The sequence below is a fragment of the Neorhizobium populisoli genome, assembly GCF_019430945.1.
Taxonomy (GTDB): domain Bacteria; phylum Pseudomonadota; class Alphaproteobacteria; order Rhizobiales; family Rhizobiaceae; genus Neorhizobium; species Neorhizobium populisoli.
In genome coordinates, this window is the sequence record NZ_JAHYCB010000006.1 from 142,330 (window position 1) to 157,814 (window position 15,485).

A 15,485-nucleotide genomic window follows, 5' to 3' on the forward strand; every position below is an offset into this window, starting at 1 on the left:
TAACATCTGGCGGCCATTCTTCAAAGCGGCAGGAATCGACGAAAGCTGCGCTTTATTGTCTTGTCATACGATACTACATCGCTGTATTGTCCCTTCGCTTGTCCACCTTGGCAAACGAACCTGGCCTTGCGATAAGCCTGAGACACGCATTTTTCGGAGGATCATCACATGGATATGGGCGGCGAAGAGCGGATTGCGGCACCCCGCGAAGTGGTTTGGGCGGCCTTGAACGACCCGGAAATCCTCCGTCAGTGCATTCCCGGCTGCCAGACGCTGGAGCAGAAATCGCCGACCGAGCTTGCCGCAAGCGTCAAGCTGAAGATCGGTCCGGTTTCAGCAAGCTTTACCGGCGAAGTCACGCTTTCAGACATCAACCCGCCGGAAAGCTACATGATTTCGGGCGAAGGCAAGGGCGGCATTGCCGGTTTCGCCAAGGGTTCGGCGACGGTGACGCTGGTGGAAGACGGCAGCGATACGTTGCTCAGATATTCGACCAAGGCGCAGGTCGGCGGCAAGCTCGCGCAGCTTGGCTCGCGATTGATCGATTCGACCTCGCAGAAACTTGCCGGCCAGTTCTTTGCCGATTTCAACAAGGCCGTGGTCGCCAAGGCCAGCCAGAGCTGATCCGCGTCATTCCGATCGATAAGGCGCCGGCAGAACCAGGACATGGTTTTGCCGGCGTTTATCTGTCCGCGTTGTCTTTATTTCGTGACGAGTTGGGTCGAAGCAGGCCGTCCGCCGACCACTGCCTTATGCTCGTTCTTCCACTTCACCGCCTCGCGCGCCTCGATGCGGGCCTGTTTGCGATGGCGGCCCTGACCCCACCAGGTGACGGCGGCGCCGATCAGCATGCCGAAAAGCACGGCGCTGAACAGAAACAGGAACAATGGCGCGCTGATCGCCAGCAGGCTGTCTTCCGGGCGAAACGGGTTGAGCGCCAAGGTCACGGTCTGGCGATTGGCGACCGCCAGCACGATCAGCACGATGCCGAGCGGCACGAAAACCACGAGGCTGACGATCCTTTTGAGCTTGTCCATGTCCATCTCCCCGTTGATCTTCCAGGCAATCTCCGGCAACCAGATAATCGCCGCTTTTACAGCTTCTGTTGCAGAATAGGCGCGGTTTGAGAGGATTCAAGGGCGCGGAACGCCGCGGGCGTCAGATCAATCGTCTTCGTCGGCGAGGCCCGGGTTCAGGCGCTCGCGCAGTTCCTTGCCGGTCTTGAAGAAGGGAACCCACTTTTCCTCGACAAAAACGCTTTCGCCGGTGCGCGGATTGCGGCCGGAGCGGGAGGGGCGATTCTTGACCGAAAATGCGCCGAAACCGCGCAATTCAACGCGGTTTCCACCTGCCAGGGCATCGGTGATCTCGTCGAGCACGGCATTGACGATGTTCTCGACGTCTCGGTGGTAAAGATGCGGATTGCGAGCTGCAACGATCTGAACCAGTTCTGACTTGATCACGATTGCCCCCAGAAAAAATTGATTTTTATCAGTGCCTAACCTGCCAAACGGAGACAAGACCGTCAAGGAACAACTTGTCTGCACCGAAGGCGCGAAGCGCATCCGGCGAGATTGCCTCGCCAAGCCCGACCTGCTTGAAAAACTCCGCTGCGGCGCTGGCGAACCAGAAGGAAGACGACGACTTGCGCTCCTTCCATTCGACGACCGGCAGATCCTTGGAAATGCCGCGGGTTTCCAGATAGGCGCGGATGTCGTCGTCGCCGCCAAGCTTGTCGACCAACTTGACGTTAAGCGCCTGGCGACCGGTGAAGATCGTGCCGTCGGCGAGTTTCAGCACCTCGTCACGCGGCATCTTGCGACGGTCGGCGACGAGATCGACGAACCAGGCATAGCTGTCCAGCACCATATTGCGGATCATGGTCTTGGCTTCTTCGCTGGCCGGATGGAAAGGCGACGGCTCGGCCTTCAGCGGTGCCGACTTGATCTCCTCCATCGAGATGCCGATCTTCTTCATCACCTCGTCGATCTGCGGATACTGGAAAATGACGCCGATCGAGCCGGTGATCGAGCTTTCGCCGGCGACGATCTGGTCGGCGGCGGTGGCGATCATGTAACCGGCGGAAGCCGCCAGCGTGCGCACGTCGGAGACGACCGGCTTCTTTTCGGCCACCTTGCGGATCGCCTTGAAAATGCGCTCGCCGCCATAGGTCGTGCCGCCGGGCGAATTGATCGAGACGATCAGCGCCTTCGCCTGGCTGCTTTCGGCAATGCGGTCGAGCCGCTCCAGAAGATCCTTGTCGTCCATGATCATGCCGGAGATTTCGATCCGGGCGACATGCGGCACTGCCGATCCACCACCCTCGCCGCCGACATAACGATACAGCGCGAAGCCGATGCCGACCAGGAAGACCAGTGCCACGACGCGCCAGAAGCTCAGCTTGCGACGCAGCGACCGCCGGTCCGCGATTGCCATTTGATCCATGGAGATGCCCTTAAAAATATGCCCGATCGTTGCTAAATAGGCTCTGTAGCGCGTTTTGCAGCGGGCGACATCACGTTTTTATGTTGCCCATTATTGTTTGTTGATGAATAAAAACCATATTGGCGGACAAGAGAATGCCAGAACACGCCCCGGCGCCCGCGAGTGCGGACCATGCCGGCCGGCTTGAACGGGCAAACAGGGACCGATCCGGCACTCATGCTGCAGTATATTCGAAACACGGCAGGCCTTGCGGCGGCGCTGCAGCCGAATACGGACGCCTATCAGGCGGCGCTCGGCCATTCGGCGCTGGTGCGCAAGCTGAAGATCCTGCTGCCGATCCTGGCCGCCGTCATTTCGGCCGCCTTTATCGTGGTTTCGATCATCCGCACCTACCTGCCGGAAAGCCTGTCGGTCGAAAGCGCCCGCATCGAAAACGGCAAGATCGTCATGGAACGACCGGCGATTTCCGGCCGCAACAAGGACGGCATCAACTATTCGATGATCGCCAACCGCGCGCTGCAAGACATCCAGAACCCGAACATGATCTCGCTCGAAGACGTCAAGGCAGCCGTGCCGATCAATGACGACGTGATCGCGCGCGTGACGGCGAGCGGCGCCGATTTCGACCGCGGCTCCGATATGCTCGACCTCATCAAGCCTTTCGACGTCAACCTGTCGAACGGCATTACCGCCCGCTTCAAGTCCGCCCATCTCGACATCAATGCCGGCGTCATGGATACGCGCGATCCGGTCGATATCTCGATGAAAGAAGGCTCGATTGTTGCAGAGTCTTTAAAGATAACGGATAAGGGTCGAACCATCACATTCCAGGGCAAGGTTCGCCTTCATCTTGAACCTTCCACCATCCGCAACCAGGGCAAATGAGCCAGGCCGCCATGACCTATAGCCGCTATCTTACCCGCAATACCGCAGTTCTGATCGCGGCAGGCTTCGTGTCCTGTCTCGCCGTTGCGACTTCGGCACATGCCCAGTCCACCAGCCAGCTGGAAGGCCTTAAGCTTTCAGGCGACAAGCCGATCCAGATTGCCAGCGACCAGCTGGAGATCAAGGAACAGGAAAAGAAGGCTTTCTTCACCGGCAACGTCCAGGTCGTGCAGGGCACGACGACGATGAAGGCCGGCAAGATGACCGTGCTCTATACCGGCGAAGGCACGTCGGTGACGGCGGGCAATGCCAATATCGACAAGATCTTCCTCGACGACACGGTCTTCCTGACCTCCGGTACCCAGCAGGCGACCGCCGACAAGGGCGAGTTCGACATGGCATCCCAGACCTTCGTCCTCTCCGGCAAGCAGGTCGTGCTGTCGGAAGGCCCGAACGTCTTCAAGGGCTGCAAGCTGACGGTGCAGATGGCGACGGGACAGGCCAAACTTGATCCCTGCAATACCGGCCGCATCGAAATTCTGCTCGACCCGAAGTCGCAACAGCAGAAACCGAAGCCTTAACGACAAGACCTCATTGCCCGTGAAAATACCCCTGCTCTCCAGTCTGACGGCGAAAAAGCCGGCCGCGCCCGAGCCTTTCGTTGCACGCGACAAGGCGCGCTACGAGGGAACGCTCGTGGCACATGGCCTGTCGAAGACCTATGACACGCGCCGCGTCGTCAACGGCGTCTCCCTCGTGGTGCGCCGCGGCGAGGCCGTCGGCCTGCTCGGACCGAACGGCGCGGGCAAGACGACCTGCTTCTATATGATTACAGGCCTAGTACCGGTCGATGAAGGCATGATCGCCATCAACGGCAACGAGGTGACCCGCATGCCGATGTATCGGCGGGCACGTCTCGGCGTCGGTTACCTGCCGCAAGAAGCCTCGATCTTCCGCGGCCTGACGGTGGAAGAAAACATCCGTGCCGTCCTGGAAGTCCACCAGCCCGACAGAGACAAGCGCGAGAGCAAGCTCGACGAACTGCTGGAAGAATTCCACATCAGCCAGCTCCGGAAATCTGCGGCAGTCGCACTTTCCGGTGGCGAGCGCCGCCGGCTTGAAATCGCCCGCGCGCTGGCGACCGACCCGGCCTTCATGCTGCTTGACGAACCGTTTGCCGGTGTCGATCCGATCTCGGTCTCGGATATCCAGAACCTCGTTCGCCACTTGACGGCGCGCGGGATCGGCGTTCTGATAACCGACCATAACGTCCGCGAAACGCTCGGCCTGATCGACCGGGCCTATATCATCCACGCGGGCGAAGTGCTGACCCATGGCCGGGCCGATGATATCGTCAACAACCCGGACGTCCGCCGTCTCTATCTCGGCGACAAGTTCAGCCTGTAGCCGTATCGCAATGCGGCGAAGAAGTTTACCTTCCCCGCATTGCAGCGCTTGACCAAATCTTTCAAAAAAGCAATTCTTGTGCCAGTTGCGAATTCAACTGGTCATAACCAGGCGAATTCGTGCGTTGTCACCTCATGACCGAGGTGGACCGCAGAGGAGTTTTGCGTCTGACATGGGTTTATCCGCCAGCCTTTTTTTAAAGCAGACCCAGTCGCTGGTAATGACCCCGCAGCTGATGCAATCCATCCAGCTGCTGCAGATGACGCATTTCGAGCTTAACCAGTTCATTGCCCAGGAAGTCGAAAAGAACCCGCTGCTGGAAATAGCGTCAGGTGACGCGGAAAGTGGCGCCGAACAGGGCTTCGACGCGGAAGAGTCCTATGGCGACGAACTGGCAAGCCGCTCAGAGACGGCGGCCGCATCCGCGGAAACCGAATGGTATGAACACCCCTCTTCGATGACCGCCGAAAGCCTCGGCGAAGGGCTGGATACCGGCTTCGACAATGTTTTCCCGGATGATGGTCCGGCCAAACGCGCCGATGCGCCGGAACTGCTCAGCCAGTGGAAATCCATGCCGGGCGGTGAAGGCGGCGAGGATTACGATCTCGATGATTTTGTCGCCGGTCAGGTGACGTTGCGCGACCACCTGAACCAACAGATACCCTTCCTTTTCAATACTGCCGCCGATCGCCTCGTCGCCCAGCATCTCGTCGATCAACTCGACGATGCGGGTTATCTGCAAGGCGATATCGGCGAGACCGCCGAACGCCTCGGCAAGCGCGCTGCAGATGTCGAAACTATTCTTCGGGCGCTGCAGACGCTCGATCCGCCGGGTGTGTTCGCCCGTTCACTCGCCGAATGCCTGGCGATCCAGCTGCGCCAGAAGGACAGGCTGGATCCCGCCATGGAGGCGCTGGTCGCGCATCTCGAACTGCTCGCCAAGCGTGATTTCGCCTCGCTGCGCAAGATCTGCGGCGTCGACGACGAGGACCTTCTCGACATGCTGGCGGAAATCCGCATGCTCAACCCCAAGCCGGGCACCGGCTTCGAGGGCGGCATGTCGGAAACGATTTCGCCGGATATCGTTGTGCGCGCAGCACCCGACGGAAGCTGGATGATCGAGCTCAACCCGGACACGCTGCCACGGGTTCTGGTCAACCAGACCTATTTTCAGACCGTTTCGAAGTCGGTTTCCAAGACCGGGCCGAAGGGCGGCGAAGATCACAACTTTCTGGCCGAATGCATGCAGAACGCCAGCTGGCTGACCCGCAGCCTCGACCAGCGGGCCAAAACGATTATGAAGGTAGCGACCGAGATCGTCCGCCAGCAGGATGCGTTCCTGCTGCATGGCGTCGATCACCTGCGGCCGCTGAACCTGAAGACGGTGGCGGAAGCCATCAAGATGCATGAATCGACGGTGAGCCGCGTCACCTCCAACAAATACATGCTGACGCCGCGCGGCCTTTTCGAGCTCAAATATTTCTTCACCGTGTCGATCGGCTCGGCGGAGGAAGGCGGCGATACCCATTCGGCCGAAGCCGTGCGCCATCGCATCCGCCAGATGATCACCCAGGAGACGCCGGATGCCGTGCTTTCCGACGACGACATCGTCGACAGCCTGAAGCGCGGCGGGGTTGAACTGGCCCGCCGGACGGTCGCGAAATACCGCGAGGCGATGAACATCCCCTCCTCCGTGCAGCGCCGTCGCGAGAAGCGCGCTCTCGCCAAAGTAGCGGCTTTTTGACGTCTGCCGCCTGTTTCCACAGGCCTACGTAGAAACCACAGCCCCTGCGACCGTTGACATTTAAAGCATCCGAAGCTAGAAGCCCGCCGCAACTGCAGGGGCAAGGCTTTAAAAACCTGCCTCACCACCGAGACAGGCATGACCGCGCAGCAATTTGAACCTGCTTTGCGCGAATGGCTTGGATGAGGGGGCGGCTTGGCGTAGACTGGAACACGCAAGTCACGACAAGAAGGAAACAATTCCATGAGTGTGCGTGTATCCGGTAAACAAATGGAGATCGGTGAATCGTTCCGCCAGCGGATCGAGGACCACATCGGTGAAGCGGTTACGAAATACTTCGATGGAGGGTATTCGAGCCAGGTCATCGTGGAAAAGGCGGGTTCACGTTTCTCGGCAGACTGCAAGGTGCATCTCGATACAGGGATCGTCCTGCATGCGGCCGGTGAAGCAAATGATCCTCAGGCCAGTTTCGATGCCGCAGCACAACGGATCGAAAAGCGCCTGCGCCGCTACAAGCGGCGTCTGAAGGACCACCACGCCGGCAACCATGCGAATGGCTCTGCCGAGGTCGCCTATACCGTCATGGACAGCGTACCGGATGAGGATGAGGAAATTGCCGAGGATTTCGCGCCGACGATCGTCGCGGAAAGCTCCAAGCAGCTGAAGACCATGTCAGTCGCGACCGCCGTGATGGCCTTGGACATGACCGACGAACCGGTTCTCTTGTTCCGTAGCCCGGGCAAGGAACAACTGAATATCGTGTACCGCCGCAACGACGGCAATATTGGATGGATCGACTCCACCAATATAAAGAATTAACACTCTACGGGAGAGCGTCGGCAACGGCGCTCCCTCCGCCTGGAGCAAAAGCTCTGCCGGCACAAAGGATGACGAGAAATGGCGTTGGCAGATTTGCTGCAGCAAGATGCGATTATTCCTGCCCTCAAGGTGAATTCCAAAAAGCAGCTTCTGCAGGAACTGGCGGCCAAGGCCTCCAAGCTCACCGGAGTTGCGGAACGGGAAATCTTCGACGTCATCTTGCAGCGGGAACGCCTCGGCTCGACCGGCGTCGGTCACGGCATCGCCATCCCGCATGGCAAGCTCACCAGCATTTCCTCAATCAAGGGCATTTTTGCCCGCCTGGAATCACCGGTCGATTTCGAGGCGCTCGATGACGAGCCTGTCGATCTGGTCTTCCTGCTGCTCGCGCCTGAAGGTGCAGGCGCCGATCACCTGAAGGCCCTGTCTCGCATCGCCCGCGTTCTGCGCGACCAGGACCTTGTGGCGAAACTGCGCAAGACCGATTCGGCCACAGCCATTTACGCATTCCTGAACGAGCAGCAGGCCAATCACGCCGCCTGACGCATCCGATCATTTCGTGGGGACGAAACGAAGCCGCCCGGCCGCTGAATGAGCGCCGGGCGGTTTTGTTTTGGTGCTCAGGCAAGCGTCAACACAACCATGGACTGCCTTGCCTCCCGGAAAGCTCGGGCTCTGAACGAACCGGATGGCTATCGATCCGATTGTTCGCCTTGCGAATTGCGCTCTATCAATCTGGTTGGCGGCGCCGAACGCGCATGCCTTGGCGACATGCCGTACTGCGTCTTGAATGCCCGGCTGAAAGCCGCCTCGGAATCGTAACCGACATGGCGAGCAATATCTCCGATGCGCAGGTTTGACTTGCGCAGCAGATCCGACGCGACAGCCAGTCTCCAACCGTGAACATATCGCAGAGGTGGCTCACCGACGGCAGCCAGGAATACCTCCGCGAACCGGGAACGGGACATTCCCGCAATCGACGCCAAATCTCCTACCGACCAGGGCCGGCTGGGGTTTCGATGAACCGCGGAGAGTGCCCGGCTTACCCTCGCATCTGCCAATGCGCCGATCCAGCCCTGTTTCCCTCCCTGCAATTTTGACCAGGTCCGGATCGACCGGATGATCAGAATATCGATGACGCGGGAGATCATCAGGGCGGCTCCCGGCTCTTGCGCCTTTTTCTCGTAAACCAGAAACTGAGCGACGTCGCGGATGAGGACGGCGGACTGATCGCTGTCTCTCTCGATATGGATATAGTTCGGCAACAGGCTCAGGGCGGGCTGCAGGCCGCTGCTGTTTTCGAATTGAAACGTCGCGCTGAGCGTCCTTGCGACAACCTCACCGGTGCCGTCCCGAAGCACATCCAGCTTTATACCCGTTCCGTCGATTTCAAGTTGGTGTCGGGTCTGCTGCCAGCTCTTGCCGGGGCAAGCCAGGACATATCTGATGGGATGCGGCAGTACAAAAACGTCGCCTCTAGACAATCTTAGAGGCGGGTCGTCTTCGATGTAGATGTCGATCTCGCCTTCCTGGATGACATGGATACATGCTGAACTGGGTTGAAAAACAATATTGAACCCATCCGCGCATTCCGTCGTGAAAACCCGCTCGCCTCTCAGTTGCACGAAACGCAGAACATCCGACAACAGGTCTGTTGGTGCCTGATTATCGGACGCTGGAGCAAAAACTCCGTTGTTGCTGTCATGGGGTTCCAACGCTGTTTCCTCTAGTTTCCACTGCAAGCGATACAACGAAATTGCTTCCGATATCAGTCATTTAAGCCGACGATATCGGATTTGGCAACCGGCCATAACGGCGAAATCGCGAATTTGCTCAAACGCCCGTTTCCGTTCTGGAAGCGTGCATCGGTATATTCCTTGAGGAGAAATTGGAAATGCGTTCTCTCATCATGACAGCTGCCGCAACCTTGCTGGCCAGCGTTGCTTTTGCCGCCTCTGCCAATGCAGAAGTTCCGAAAGGGGTGGCACAGAATATCGTCCTCGTTCATGGCGCCTTCGTCGATCAGACGAGCTGGCAGCCTGTTGCGGATATCCTGACCGCCAAGGGCTACAAGGTAACCCTGGTGGAAAACCCGCTCACCTCGCTTGCCGCCGACGTTGCAGCGACCAAGAAGGCGCTGGCGGCGCAGATTGGCCCGACCGTTCTCGTCGGCCACTCATGGGGCGGCGTCGTCATCACCGAAGCCGGCAACGATCCCAAAGTAAAGTCGCTGGTGTTCGTCTCGGCGTTTGCGCCTGATGTCGGCGAGTCCCTCGCAGCGCTTGCCAAGTCCGGCCCGGCCACCGACGGCGCGAAGTCCATTCATCCCGACGACAAGGGCAACCTCTATCTCGACCAGAAGACCTTCCCGGAATTCGTCGCCCCTGAACTGCCGCTGAAAATTGCCGAGAAGCTTGCGGCCAATCAGCTGCCTCTGAACCACACGGCGTTCGAAGCTCCGGTCACTACGGCCGCCTGGCACGTCAAGCCGAACTATTTCGTCATCAGCACGAAGGACCGCGTCAATGCGCCGGAAGCTCAGCAGATGATGGCAGCACGGATCAAGGCCAAGGTCACCGAAGTCCCGGGCAGCCATGCGTCTCTGGTCGTGTTTGCCAAGGATGTCGCGGCCGTCATCGAAGAAGCCGCACTCGCCAAGTAGCGTCGAGCCCCCGAGGCCGTCCATCCGGTCGGGCAGCCTTATAGTCTCGCGCCGCAATCCCGGGCCACAGAACATAAAAAAAGCGGGCGAAGATCGCCCGCTTTCGTGTTTGCATTTCCTGCGATCAGGCGTTCTTTTCGCCTGCCGCCTCGGCCGAAACATCCTTCGGGCCGCCCTTGGCGACGCCGACCATGGCCGGGCGCAGGACGCGCTCGCCGATGGTGAAGCCGGCCTGGACGACCTGCACAACGGTGTTGTTCGGAACGTTCGGGTTCGGGATTTCGAACATGGCCTGGTGGAAGTTCGGATCGAACTTCTGGCCTTCGGCCTCGATCTTCTTGACGCCGTGGCGATCCAGGGCCGAAAGCATGGCACGTTCGGTCATTTCGACGCCCTCGAGCAGGGTTTCGAGCGTTGCTTCGGCGCCTGCCCGCTTTTCGGTCGGCACGGCATCCAGTGCACGGCGCAGGTTGTCGGATACGGCCAGCATGTCGCGCGCAAACCCGGCGACGGAATAGGACTTGGCATCCTTGACGTCGCGCTCGGTGCGGCGGCGCAGGTTGTCCATTTCAGCGGCAAGCCGCAGGAAGCGGTCGCGCAACTCGTTGTTTTCGTTCTTCAGGACTTCGAGCGCATCGGGCTCGGCAGCATTCTGGGTGGCCGCGTCCTCGAAAGCGGACGCTACGGCTTCCGCCGCGTCATCGGCGGTCGCGTCAGGTCCGTTCTTCTTGGTTTCGTCGGTCATGACGGTCTCCGGTTATGGTCGTGGGATTGTCAGAGCCGGTTTCCCTGGCCCTGGATTTGTGCCCGATATCGAGGTTTAAGCCGAAAAAATCAAGGCTTGGAAGGAAACTAGCGCGAGAAGCGTGACGATGGATTAACGCGACAGCCTCGCCAGAAGCTGGGCGGTGTAATCCACCATCGGCACGATGCGGGAATAATTGAGCCTTGTCGGCCCGATGACGCCCACCGCACCGACGATCCGGTCCTCGCCGTCGCGATAGGGTGCAACGATCAGCGACGAACCGGACAGCGAAAACAGCTTGTTTTCCGAGCCTATGAAGATGCGTACGCCCGGTCCTCGCTCGGCAAGTTCCATGATTTCGATCAGGCTGTCCTTCTTTTCGAGATCGTCGAACAGAAGCCTGAGGCGATCGAGATCGGTGACATCCGCGAGGCCCTGCAGAAGGTTGGCGCGGCCGCGCACGATCAATTGGCTGGGCTTGCCCTCTTCCGCATCGCCCGACCAGACCGCAAGGCCACGCTCCACGAGATCCTGCGACAGCGTGTAGAGTTCGACCGCGACCTGATCCTTGAGCTTCTTCAGCTCGTTGCGGAATTCCGGCAGGGTCTGGCCGGCCAGATGTGCATTGAGGAAATTGGCGGCCTCCGTTAGCTGCGAGGAGGTGACGCCGGCCGGTAGTTCGATGATGCGGTTTTCCACCTGGTTATGGTCGCCGACCAGCACGGCGAGCGCCTTGGTGGGCTCCAGGCGGATGAATTCCACATGTTTCAGCACCGGGTCGCTTTTGGCGGTGATGACGATGCCGGCGCCGCGCGAGACGCCGGACAGCATCAGGCTTGCCTCGGACATCAGCGTTTCGAGCGGCTGGTCGCGGTCGATGGGCCGGATCTGCCGGTCGATATTGGCGCGCTCTTCTTCCGACAGATTGCCGACCTGCATGAAGGCATCGACGAAAAAGCGCAGGCCCGTCTGGGTCGGCAGGCGGCCGGCGCTGATATGCGGCGAATAGATGAGGCCAAGCTCTTCGAGATCGCTCATGACATTGCGCACCGAGGCGGGCGACAGCGACATGGGCAGGATGCGCGACAGGTTGCGGGAGCCGAGCGGCTCGCCGGTTTCCAGATAGCTTTCGACGATGCGGCGGAAAATTTCGCGCGAACGGTCGTCGAGCACCGAATTGCTATCCCTGACCGGTCCCGAAAAATTCACCAATTCCCTCACCGCTTCGTTGATCATCGACGAGAAAATATAGTCATTCCGCCGCCCGGCGCAAAAGGGAAAATCGCGTGAGCCGCCGGCAGACAGCCGCAACAAGCCGCTTTCCCTTTGCAAAACCCCGGCCACCGTCCTAGAAGGACGCAAACATATATTAGGGAGCACGACATGCGGCCTTCAGGCAGACAGCTAAACCAGATGCGTAAGGTTTCTTTCGAGCGCAACTTCTCGAAGCACGCGGAAGGCTCCTGCCTTGTGAAGTTCGGCGATACGCATGTGCTCTGCACCGCAAGCCTTGAAGAAAAGACGCCGCCGTGGCTGCGCAATTCCGGCAAGGGCTGGGTCACCGCCGAATACGGCATGCTGCCGCGTGCCACCGGCGACCGCATGAAGCGCGAAGCCGCCGCCGGCAAACAGGGCGGCCGCACTCAGGAAATCCAGCGCCTGATCGGCCGCTCGCTGCGGGCCGTCGTCGATCTCGGAGCACTCGGCGAAAAGCAGATCACCGTCGACTGCGACGTCATCCAGGCGGATGGCGGCACCCGCACCGCCGCGATTACCGGCGGCTGGATCGCGCTTTACGATTGCCTGAAGTGGATGGAAGCCCGCTCGATGACCAAGGTCGAGAAGGTGCTGAAGGATCATGTCGCGGCGATTTCCTGCGGCATCTTCGCCAACCAGCCGGTGATCGACCTCGACTATCTCGAAGACTCGGCTGCCGAGACCGACGCCAATTTCGTGATGACCGGCTCGGGCGGCATCGTCGAGGTTCAGGGCACGGCGGAAGGTGCGCCGTTCAGCCAGGAAGAGTTCCTAAAGCTGCTCGCGCTGGCGCAGGATGGCACGCGGGAGCTGGTGGCGATGCAGAAGCAGGCGATCGGCGGCTGATAGCTCGACTTTTTATCTAAAGGCAGCCCCTCATCCGGCTGCCGCTACCTTCTCCCCGCTCGCGGGGAGAAGGACATGTGCCGCACCGGCCACCTCAACCACGAACGTCGCATAGGGCACGTCCCCTCGCCCCGTTTACGGGGAGAGGGTTAGGGTGAGGGGCACCTTTGAAAGATCAAATATGATCGAAGGCATTCTCGAAACCGCGCTCTACGTCGACGATATCAATGCCGCCGAAGCCTTCTACGGCAAAATCCTCGGCCTCGAAAAAGTCCTGCGTGCGGGCAACCGGCATGCATTCTTCCGCTGCGGCCTCGGCATTCTGCTGATCTTCAATCCCACCGAGACCATCAAACCACCCTCCTCCGATGCCCTGCCCGTGCCGCCGCATGGCGCGACCGGCCCCGGGCACGCCTGTTTCCGCATGAGCGGCGAGGCGATTGACAGGATGGTGGAAAAGCTCAACAAGGCGGGCATACCAATCGAAAGCGATTTTCGCTGGTCGAACGGCGCGCGGTCCATTTATTTCCGCGACCCCGCCGGCAACAGCCTCGAATGCGCAGAGCCGAAACTCTGGAATATCGAATAGGAATTTTCATGCGCAAGCTCGATACCAAGACCATCGTCGTTGCCAGCCACAATGCCGGGAAAATCCGCGAGATCGCCGAACTGATCGGCCCCTTCGGCTTTTCGGCGAAATCCGCCGCCGAACTGAAGTTCGAGGAGCCGGACGAGACGGGTACGACATTCGAGGAAAACGCCGCGATCAAGGCTCTTGCCTCCGCCAAGGCCTCCGGCATGCCGGCGCTGTCAGACGATTCAGGCATCGTCATCGATGCGCTGGACGGCGCGCCGGGCGTCTATACTGCCAACTGGGCGGAGCGCGAGGACGGCAGCCGCGATTTCCAGATGGCGATGGAAAAGGTCGAAAAGGCGCTGCAGGACAAGGGTGCGACCAAGCCGGAGCAGCGCACCTGCCGCTTCGTCAGCGTGCTCTGCCTCGCCTGGCCGGACGGCCATACGGAAATGTTCCGCGGCGAGGTCGAAGGCACATTCGCCTGGCCGCCGCGCGGAACCGAGGGTTTCGGTTACGATCCTATCTTTCAGCCGGTGGGTTATGATACTACCTTCGGCGAAATGAGCAGCGATCAGAAACACGGCTGGAAGCCGGGCGATGCGGAAGCACTTTCCCACCGCGCCCGCGCCTTTAAACGTTTCGTGGAAACATGCTTGGAAGCGTGACTTAGAGAAGCGTGAGTTAGACTTGAACCCCGCCGCACCCCTTCTGCCAGATACCGGAGAACCCGGGTTCGGCGTCTACGTTCATTGGCCCTTCTGTGCGGCCAAGTGTCCGTATTGCGATTTCAACAGCCATGTCCGCCATCAGCCGGTAGACCAGCCGCGCTTCACCGCCGCCTTCCTCAAGGAGATGGACGTGATGCGGAAGATGAGCGGGCCGAAGACGGTAACCAGCGTCTTCCTCGGCGGCGGCACACCTTCGCTGATGGACCCGGCCACCGTCGCGGCGATCCTCGACGGCATTGCCAGCCGCTGGCATATGCCGGATGGCATCGAGATCACCATGGAAGCCAACCCTTCCAGCGTCGAGGCAACCCGTTTCCGCGGTTATCGCGATGCCGGCGTCAATCGCGTGTCGCTCGGCGTGCAGGCGCTGAACGATCCGGACCTCAAGTTTCTCGGTCGATTGCATGACGTCGCCGATGCATTGAAGGCGATTAAACTGGCGCGCGACATCTTTCCGCGCATGTCCTTCGACCTCATCTATGCCCGGCCGAACCAGACGGTGGCGGCCTGGGAAGCGGAGCTGAAAGAGGCGATCTCCTATGCCGTCGATCATCTGTCGCTCTATCAGCTGACGATCGAGGAAGGCACGCCCTTTTTCGGCCTGCACAAGGCGGGAAAGCTGATCGTGCCGGATGGCGACCAATCGGCGGAACTCTACGAGGCGACGCAGGAGATCACCGCACAGCACGGCATGCCGGCCTATGAGGTTTCCAACCATGCGGTGCCCGGCGCCGAAAGCCGCCATAACCTGACCTATTGGCGTTACGGCGATTATGCCGGCATCGGCCCCGGCGCTCACGGCCGGCTGACGCGCGGATCAAGCAAGCTCGCCACCTCGACCGAACGGCGACCGGAAACCTGGCTCGAACAGGTGGAACGCATCGGCCACGGCATGCTGGAAGAGGAAGTGCTGGGCTATGAGGAACAGGCAGACGAATTGCTGCTGATGGGGCTTCGGCTGCGCGAAGGCGTCGATCTCGCCCGCTGGCAACAGCTTTCAGGTCGCGATCCGGACCCGATCCGCGAGGAGCGGCTCTTGGATCACGGGTTCATCGAGCGGCTGGGGAATTCCCGGCTGCGGTGCACGCCGTCGGGCATGCTGATCCTCGATGCGGTGGTGGCCGATCTGGCTTGTTGATAGGTGGCGCCGCATCCTCCTTTCTCCCCCCTTGCGGGGAGATGTCGCCAGAGGCGACAGAGGGGGGTGGTTCAGCAATCTCTACCGTCGGGTTCGTGGCACCACCCCCATCCGTCAGCTCCGCTGACATCTTCCCCGCAAGGGGGGAAGATGGGTGGGTGACGTACCGTGCCCCTTAATCCCTGACGCCGCGTGAGGCACATCCCCTCTCCCCATCAAAACAGGAAGAGGG

18 protein-coding genes are annotated in these 15,485 nt (G+C 60.1%); 12 read left to right on the top strand and 6 right to left on the bottom strand.

Translation table 11 applies throughout. From position 1 onward, the window contains the following. Positions 1-168 precede the first annotated feature (168 nt). Positions 169-624, top strand: a complete 456-nt coding sequence (locus KX729_RS18035) for an SRPBCC family protein (protein WP_219743874.1) — start codon at positions 169-171, stop codon at positions 622-624. A 77-nt stretch (positions 625-701) separates the two neighbouring features. Here the strand turns inward: KX729_RS18035 and KX729_RS18040 are convergent, their stop codons facing one another. From KX729_RS18040 to sppA, 3 genes are all read right to left on the bottom strand, one after another. Continuing rightward, entirely contained in the window at positions 702-1,037 is a 336-nt protein-coding gene (locus KX729_RS18040; RefSeq protein ID WP_219743875.1) for a LapA family protein, read from the bottom strand. A 126-nt stretch (positions 1,038-1,163) separates the two neighbouring features. Further along, positions 1,164-1,463: an integration host factor subunit beta gene (locus tag KX729_RS18045; RefSeq protein WP_219743876.1), complete on the bottom strand. Its 300-nt coding sequence runs from the start codon at positions 1,461-1,463 to the stop codon at positions 1,164-1,166. Positions 1,464-1,491: 28 nt separating this feature from the next. Beyond that, positions 1,492-2,445, bottom strand: coding sequence for a signal peptide peptidase SppA (gene sppA, locus KX729_RS18050; protein WP_219743877.1), 954 nt, complete (start codon positions 2,443-2,445; stop codon positions 1,492-1,494). A gap of 216 nt (positions 2,446-2,661) precedes the next feature. Between sppA and lptC the strand changes: the two genes are divergently transcribed. The 6 genes from lptC to ptsN all read left to right on the top strand — a co-directional run bounded on the left by lptC (position 2,662) and on the right by ptsN (position 7,843). Continuing rightward, entirely contained in the window at positions 2,662-3,330 is a 669-nt protein-coding gene (gene lptC / locus KX729_RS18055) for an LPS export ABC transporter periplasmic protein LptC (RefSeq protein WP_219743878.1), read from the top strand. Between the two features lie 11 nt (positions 3,331-3,341). Beyond that, positions 3,342-3,911, top strand: a complete 570-nt coding sequence (locus tag KX729_RS18060; RefSeq protein ID WP_025603196.1) for an LptA/OstA family protein — start codon at positions 3,342-3,344, stop codon at positions 3,909-3,911. Between the two features lie 43 nt (positions 3,912-3,954). Beyond that, a complete protein-coding gene (lptB, locus tag KX729_RS18065; protein ID WP_219744255.1) occupies positions 3,955-4,737 on the top strand; it encodes an LPS export ABC transporter ATP-binding protein in 783 nt (260 codons plus the stop codon). A gap of 220 nt (positions 4,738-4,957) precedes the next feature. Then, entirely contained in the window at positions 4,958-6,481 is a 1,524-nt protein-coding gene (gene rpoN / locus KX729_RS18070; RefSeq protein ID WP_376776025.1) for an RNA polymerase factor sigma-54, read from the top strand. A 243-nt stretch (positions 6,482-6,724) separates the two neighbouring features. Next, complete coding sequence (hpf, locus tag KX729_RS18075; RefSeq protein WP_025603193.1) at positions 6,725-7,300, top strand: ribosome hibernation-promoting factor, HPF/YfiA family; 576 nt, start codon at positions 6,725-6,727, stop codon at positions 7,298-7,300. A gap of 78 nt (positions 7,301-7,378) precedes the next feature. Continuing rightward, positions 7,379-7,843, top strand: a complete 465-nt coding sequence (ptsN, locus tag KX729_RS18080; RefSeq protein WP_025603192.1) for a PTS IIA-like nitrogen regulatory protein PtsN — start codon at positions 7,379-7,381, stop codon at positions 7,841-7,843. A 149-nt stretch (positions 7,844-7,992) separates the two neighbouring features. Here ptsN and KX729_RS18085 read toward each other — a convergent pair whose 3' ends face one another. Further along, complete coding sequence (locus KX729_RS18085) at positions 7,993-9,015, bottom strand: AraC family transcriptional regulator (RefSeq protein WP_219743880.1); 1,023 nt, start codon at positions 9,013-9,015, stop codon at positions 7,993-7,995. A 179-nt stretch (positions 9,016-9,194) separates the two neighbouring features. Here KX729_RS18085 and KX729_RS18090 point away from each other — a divergent pair, with 179 nt between their 5' ends. After that, positions 9,195-9,962 (top strand): alpha/beta fold hydrolase, encoded by a 768-nt coding sequence (locus tag KX729_RS18090; RefSeq protein WP_219743881.1) that lies wholly within the window; start codon positions 9,195-9,197, stop codon positions 9,960-9,962. A gap of 124 nt (positions 9,963-10,086) precedes the next feature. Here the strand turns inward: KX729_RS18090 and grpE are convergent, their stop codons facing one another. Together grpE and hrcA are read right to left on the bottom strand one after the other, a co-directional pair. Next, positions 10,087-10,707: a nucleotide exchange factor GrpE gene (gene grpE / locus KX729_RS18095; protein ID WP_219743882.1), complete on the bottom strand. Its 621-nt coding sequence runs from the start codon at positions 10,705-10,707 to the stop codon at positions 10,087-10,089. 132 nt (positions 10,708-10,839) lie between these two features. Continuing rightward, positions 10,840-11,943, bottom strand: a complete 1,104-nt coding sequence (gene hrcA / locus KX729_RS18100; RefSeq protein ID WP_219744256.1) for a heat-inducible transcriptional repressor HrcA — start codon at positions 11,941-11,943, stop codon at positions 10,840-10,842. Between the two features lie 147 nt (positions 11,944-12,090). Between hrcA and rph the strand changes: the two genes are divergently transcribed. The 4 genes from rph to hemW all read left to right on the top strand — a co-directional run bounded on the left by rph (position 12,091) and on the right by hemW (position 15,253). Beyond that, positions 12,091-12,810 (top strand): ribonuclease PH, encoded by a 720-nt coding sequence (gene rph, locus KX729_RS18105; RefSeq protein WP_219743883.1) that lies wholly within the window; start codon positions 12,091-12,093, stop codon positions 12,808-12,810. A 181-nt stretch (positions 12,811-12,991) separates the two neighbouring features. Then, positions 12,992-13,399: a VOC family protein gene (locus KX729_RS18110; RefSeq protein WP_219743884.1), complete on the top strand. Its 408-nt coding sequence runs from the start codon at positions 12,992-12,994 to the stop codon at positions 13,397-13,399. Between the two features lie 8 nt (positions 13,400-13,407). After that, the gene (gene rdgB, locus KX729_RS18115; protein WP_219743885.1) at positions 13,408-14,052 is read left to right on the top strand and encodes an RdgB/HAM1 family non-canonical purine NTP pyrophosphatase; all 645 of its coding nucleotides are present in this window, start codon (positions 13,408-13,410) and stop codon (positions 14,050-14,052) included. Between the two features lie 22 nt (positions 14,053-14,074). Beyond that, entirely contained in the window at positions 14,075-15,253 is a 1,179-nt protein-coding gene (gene hemW, locus KX729_RS18120; protein WP_219743886.1) for a radical SAM family heme chaperone HemW, read from the top strand. Positions 15,254-15,485: the final 232 nt, after the last annotated feature.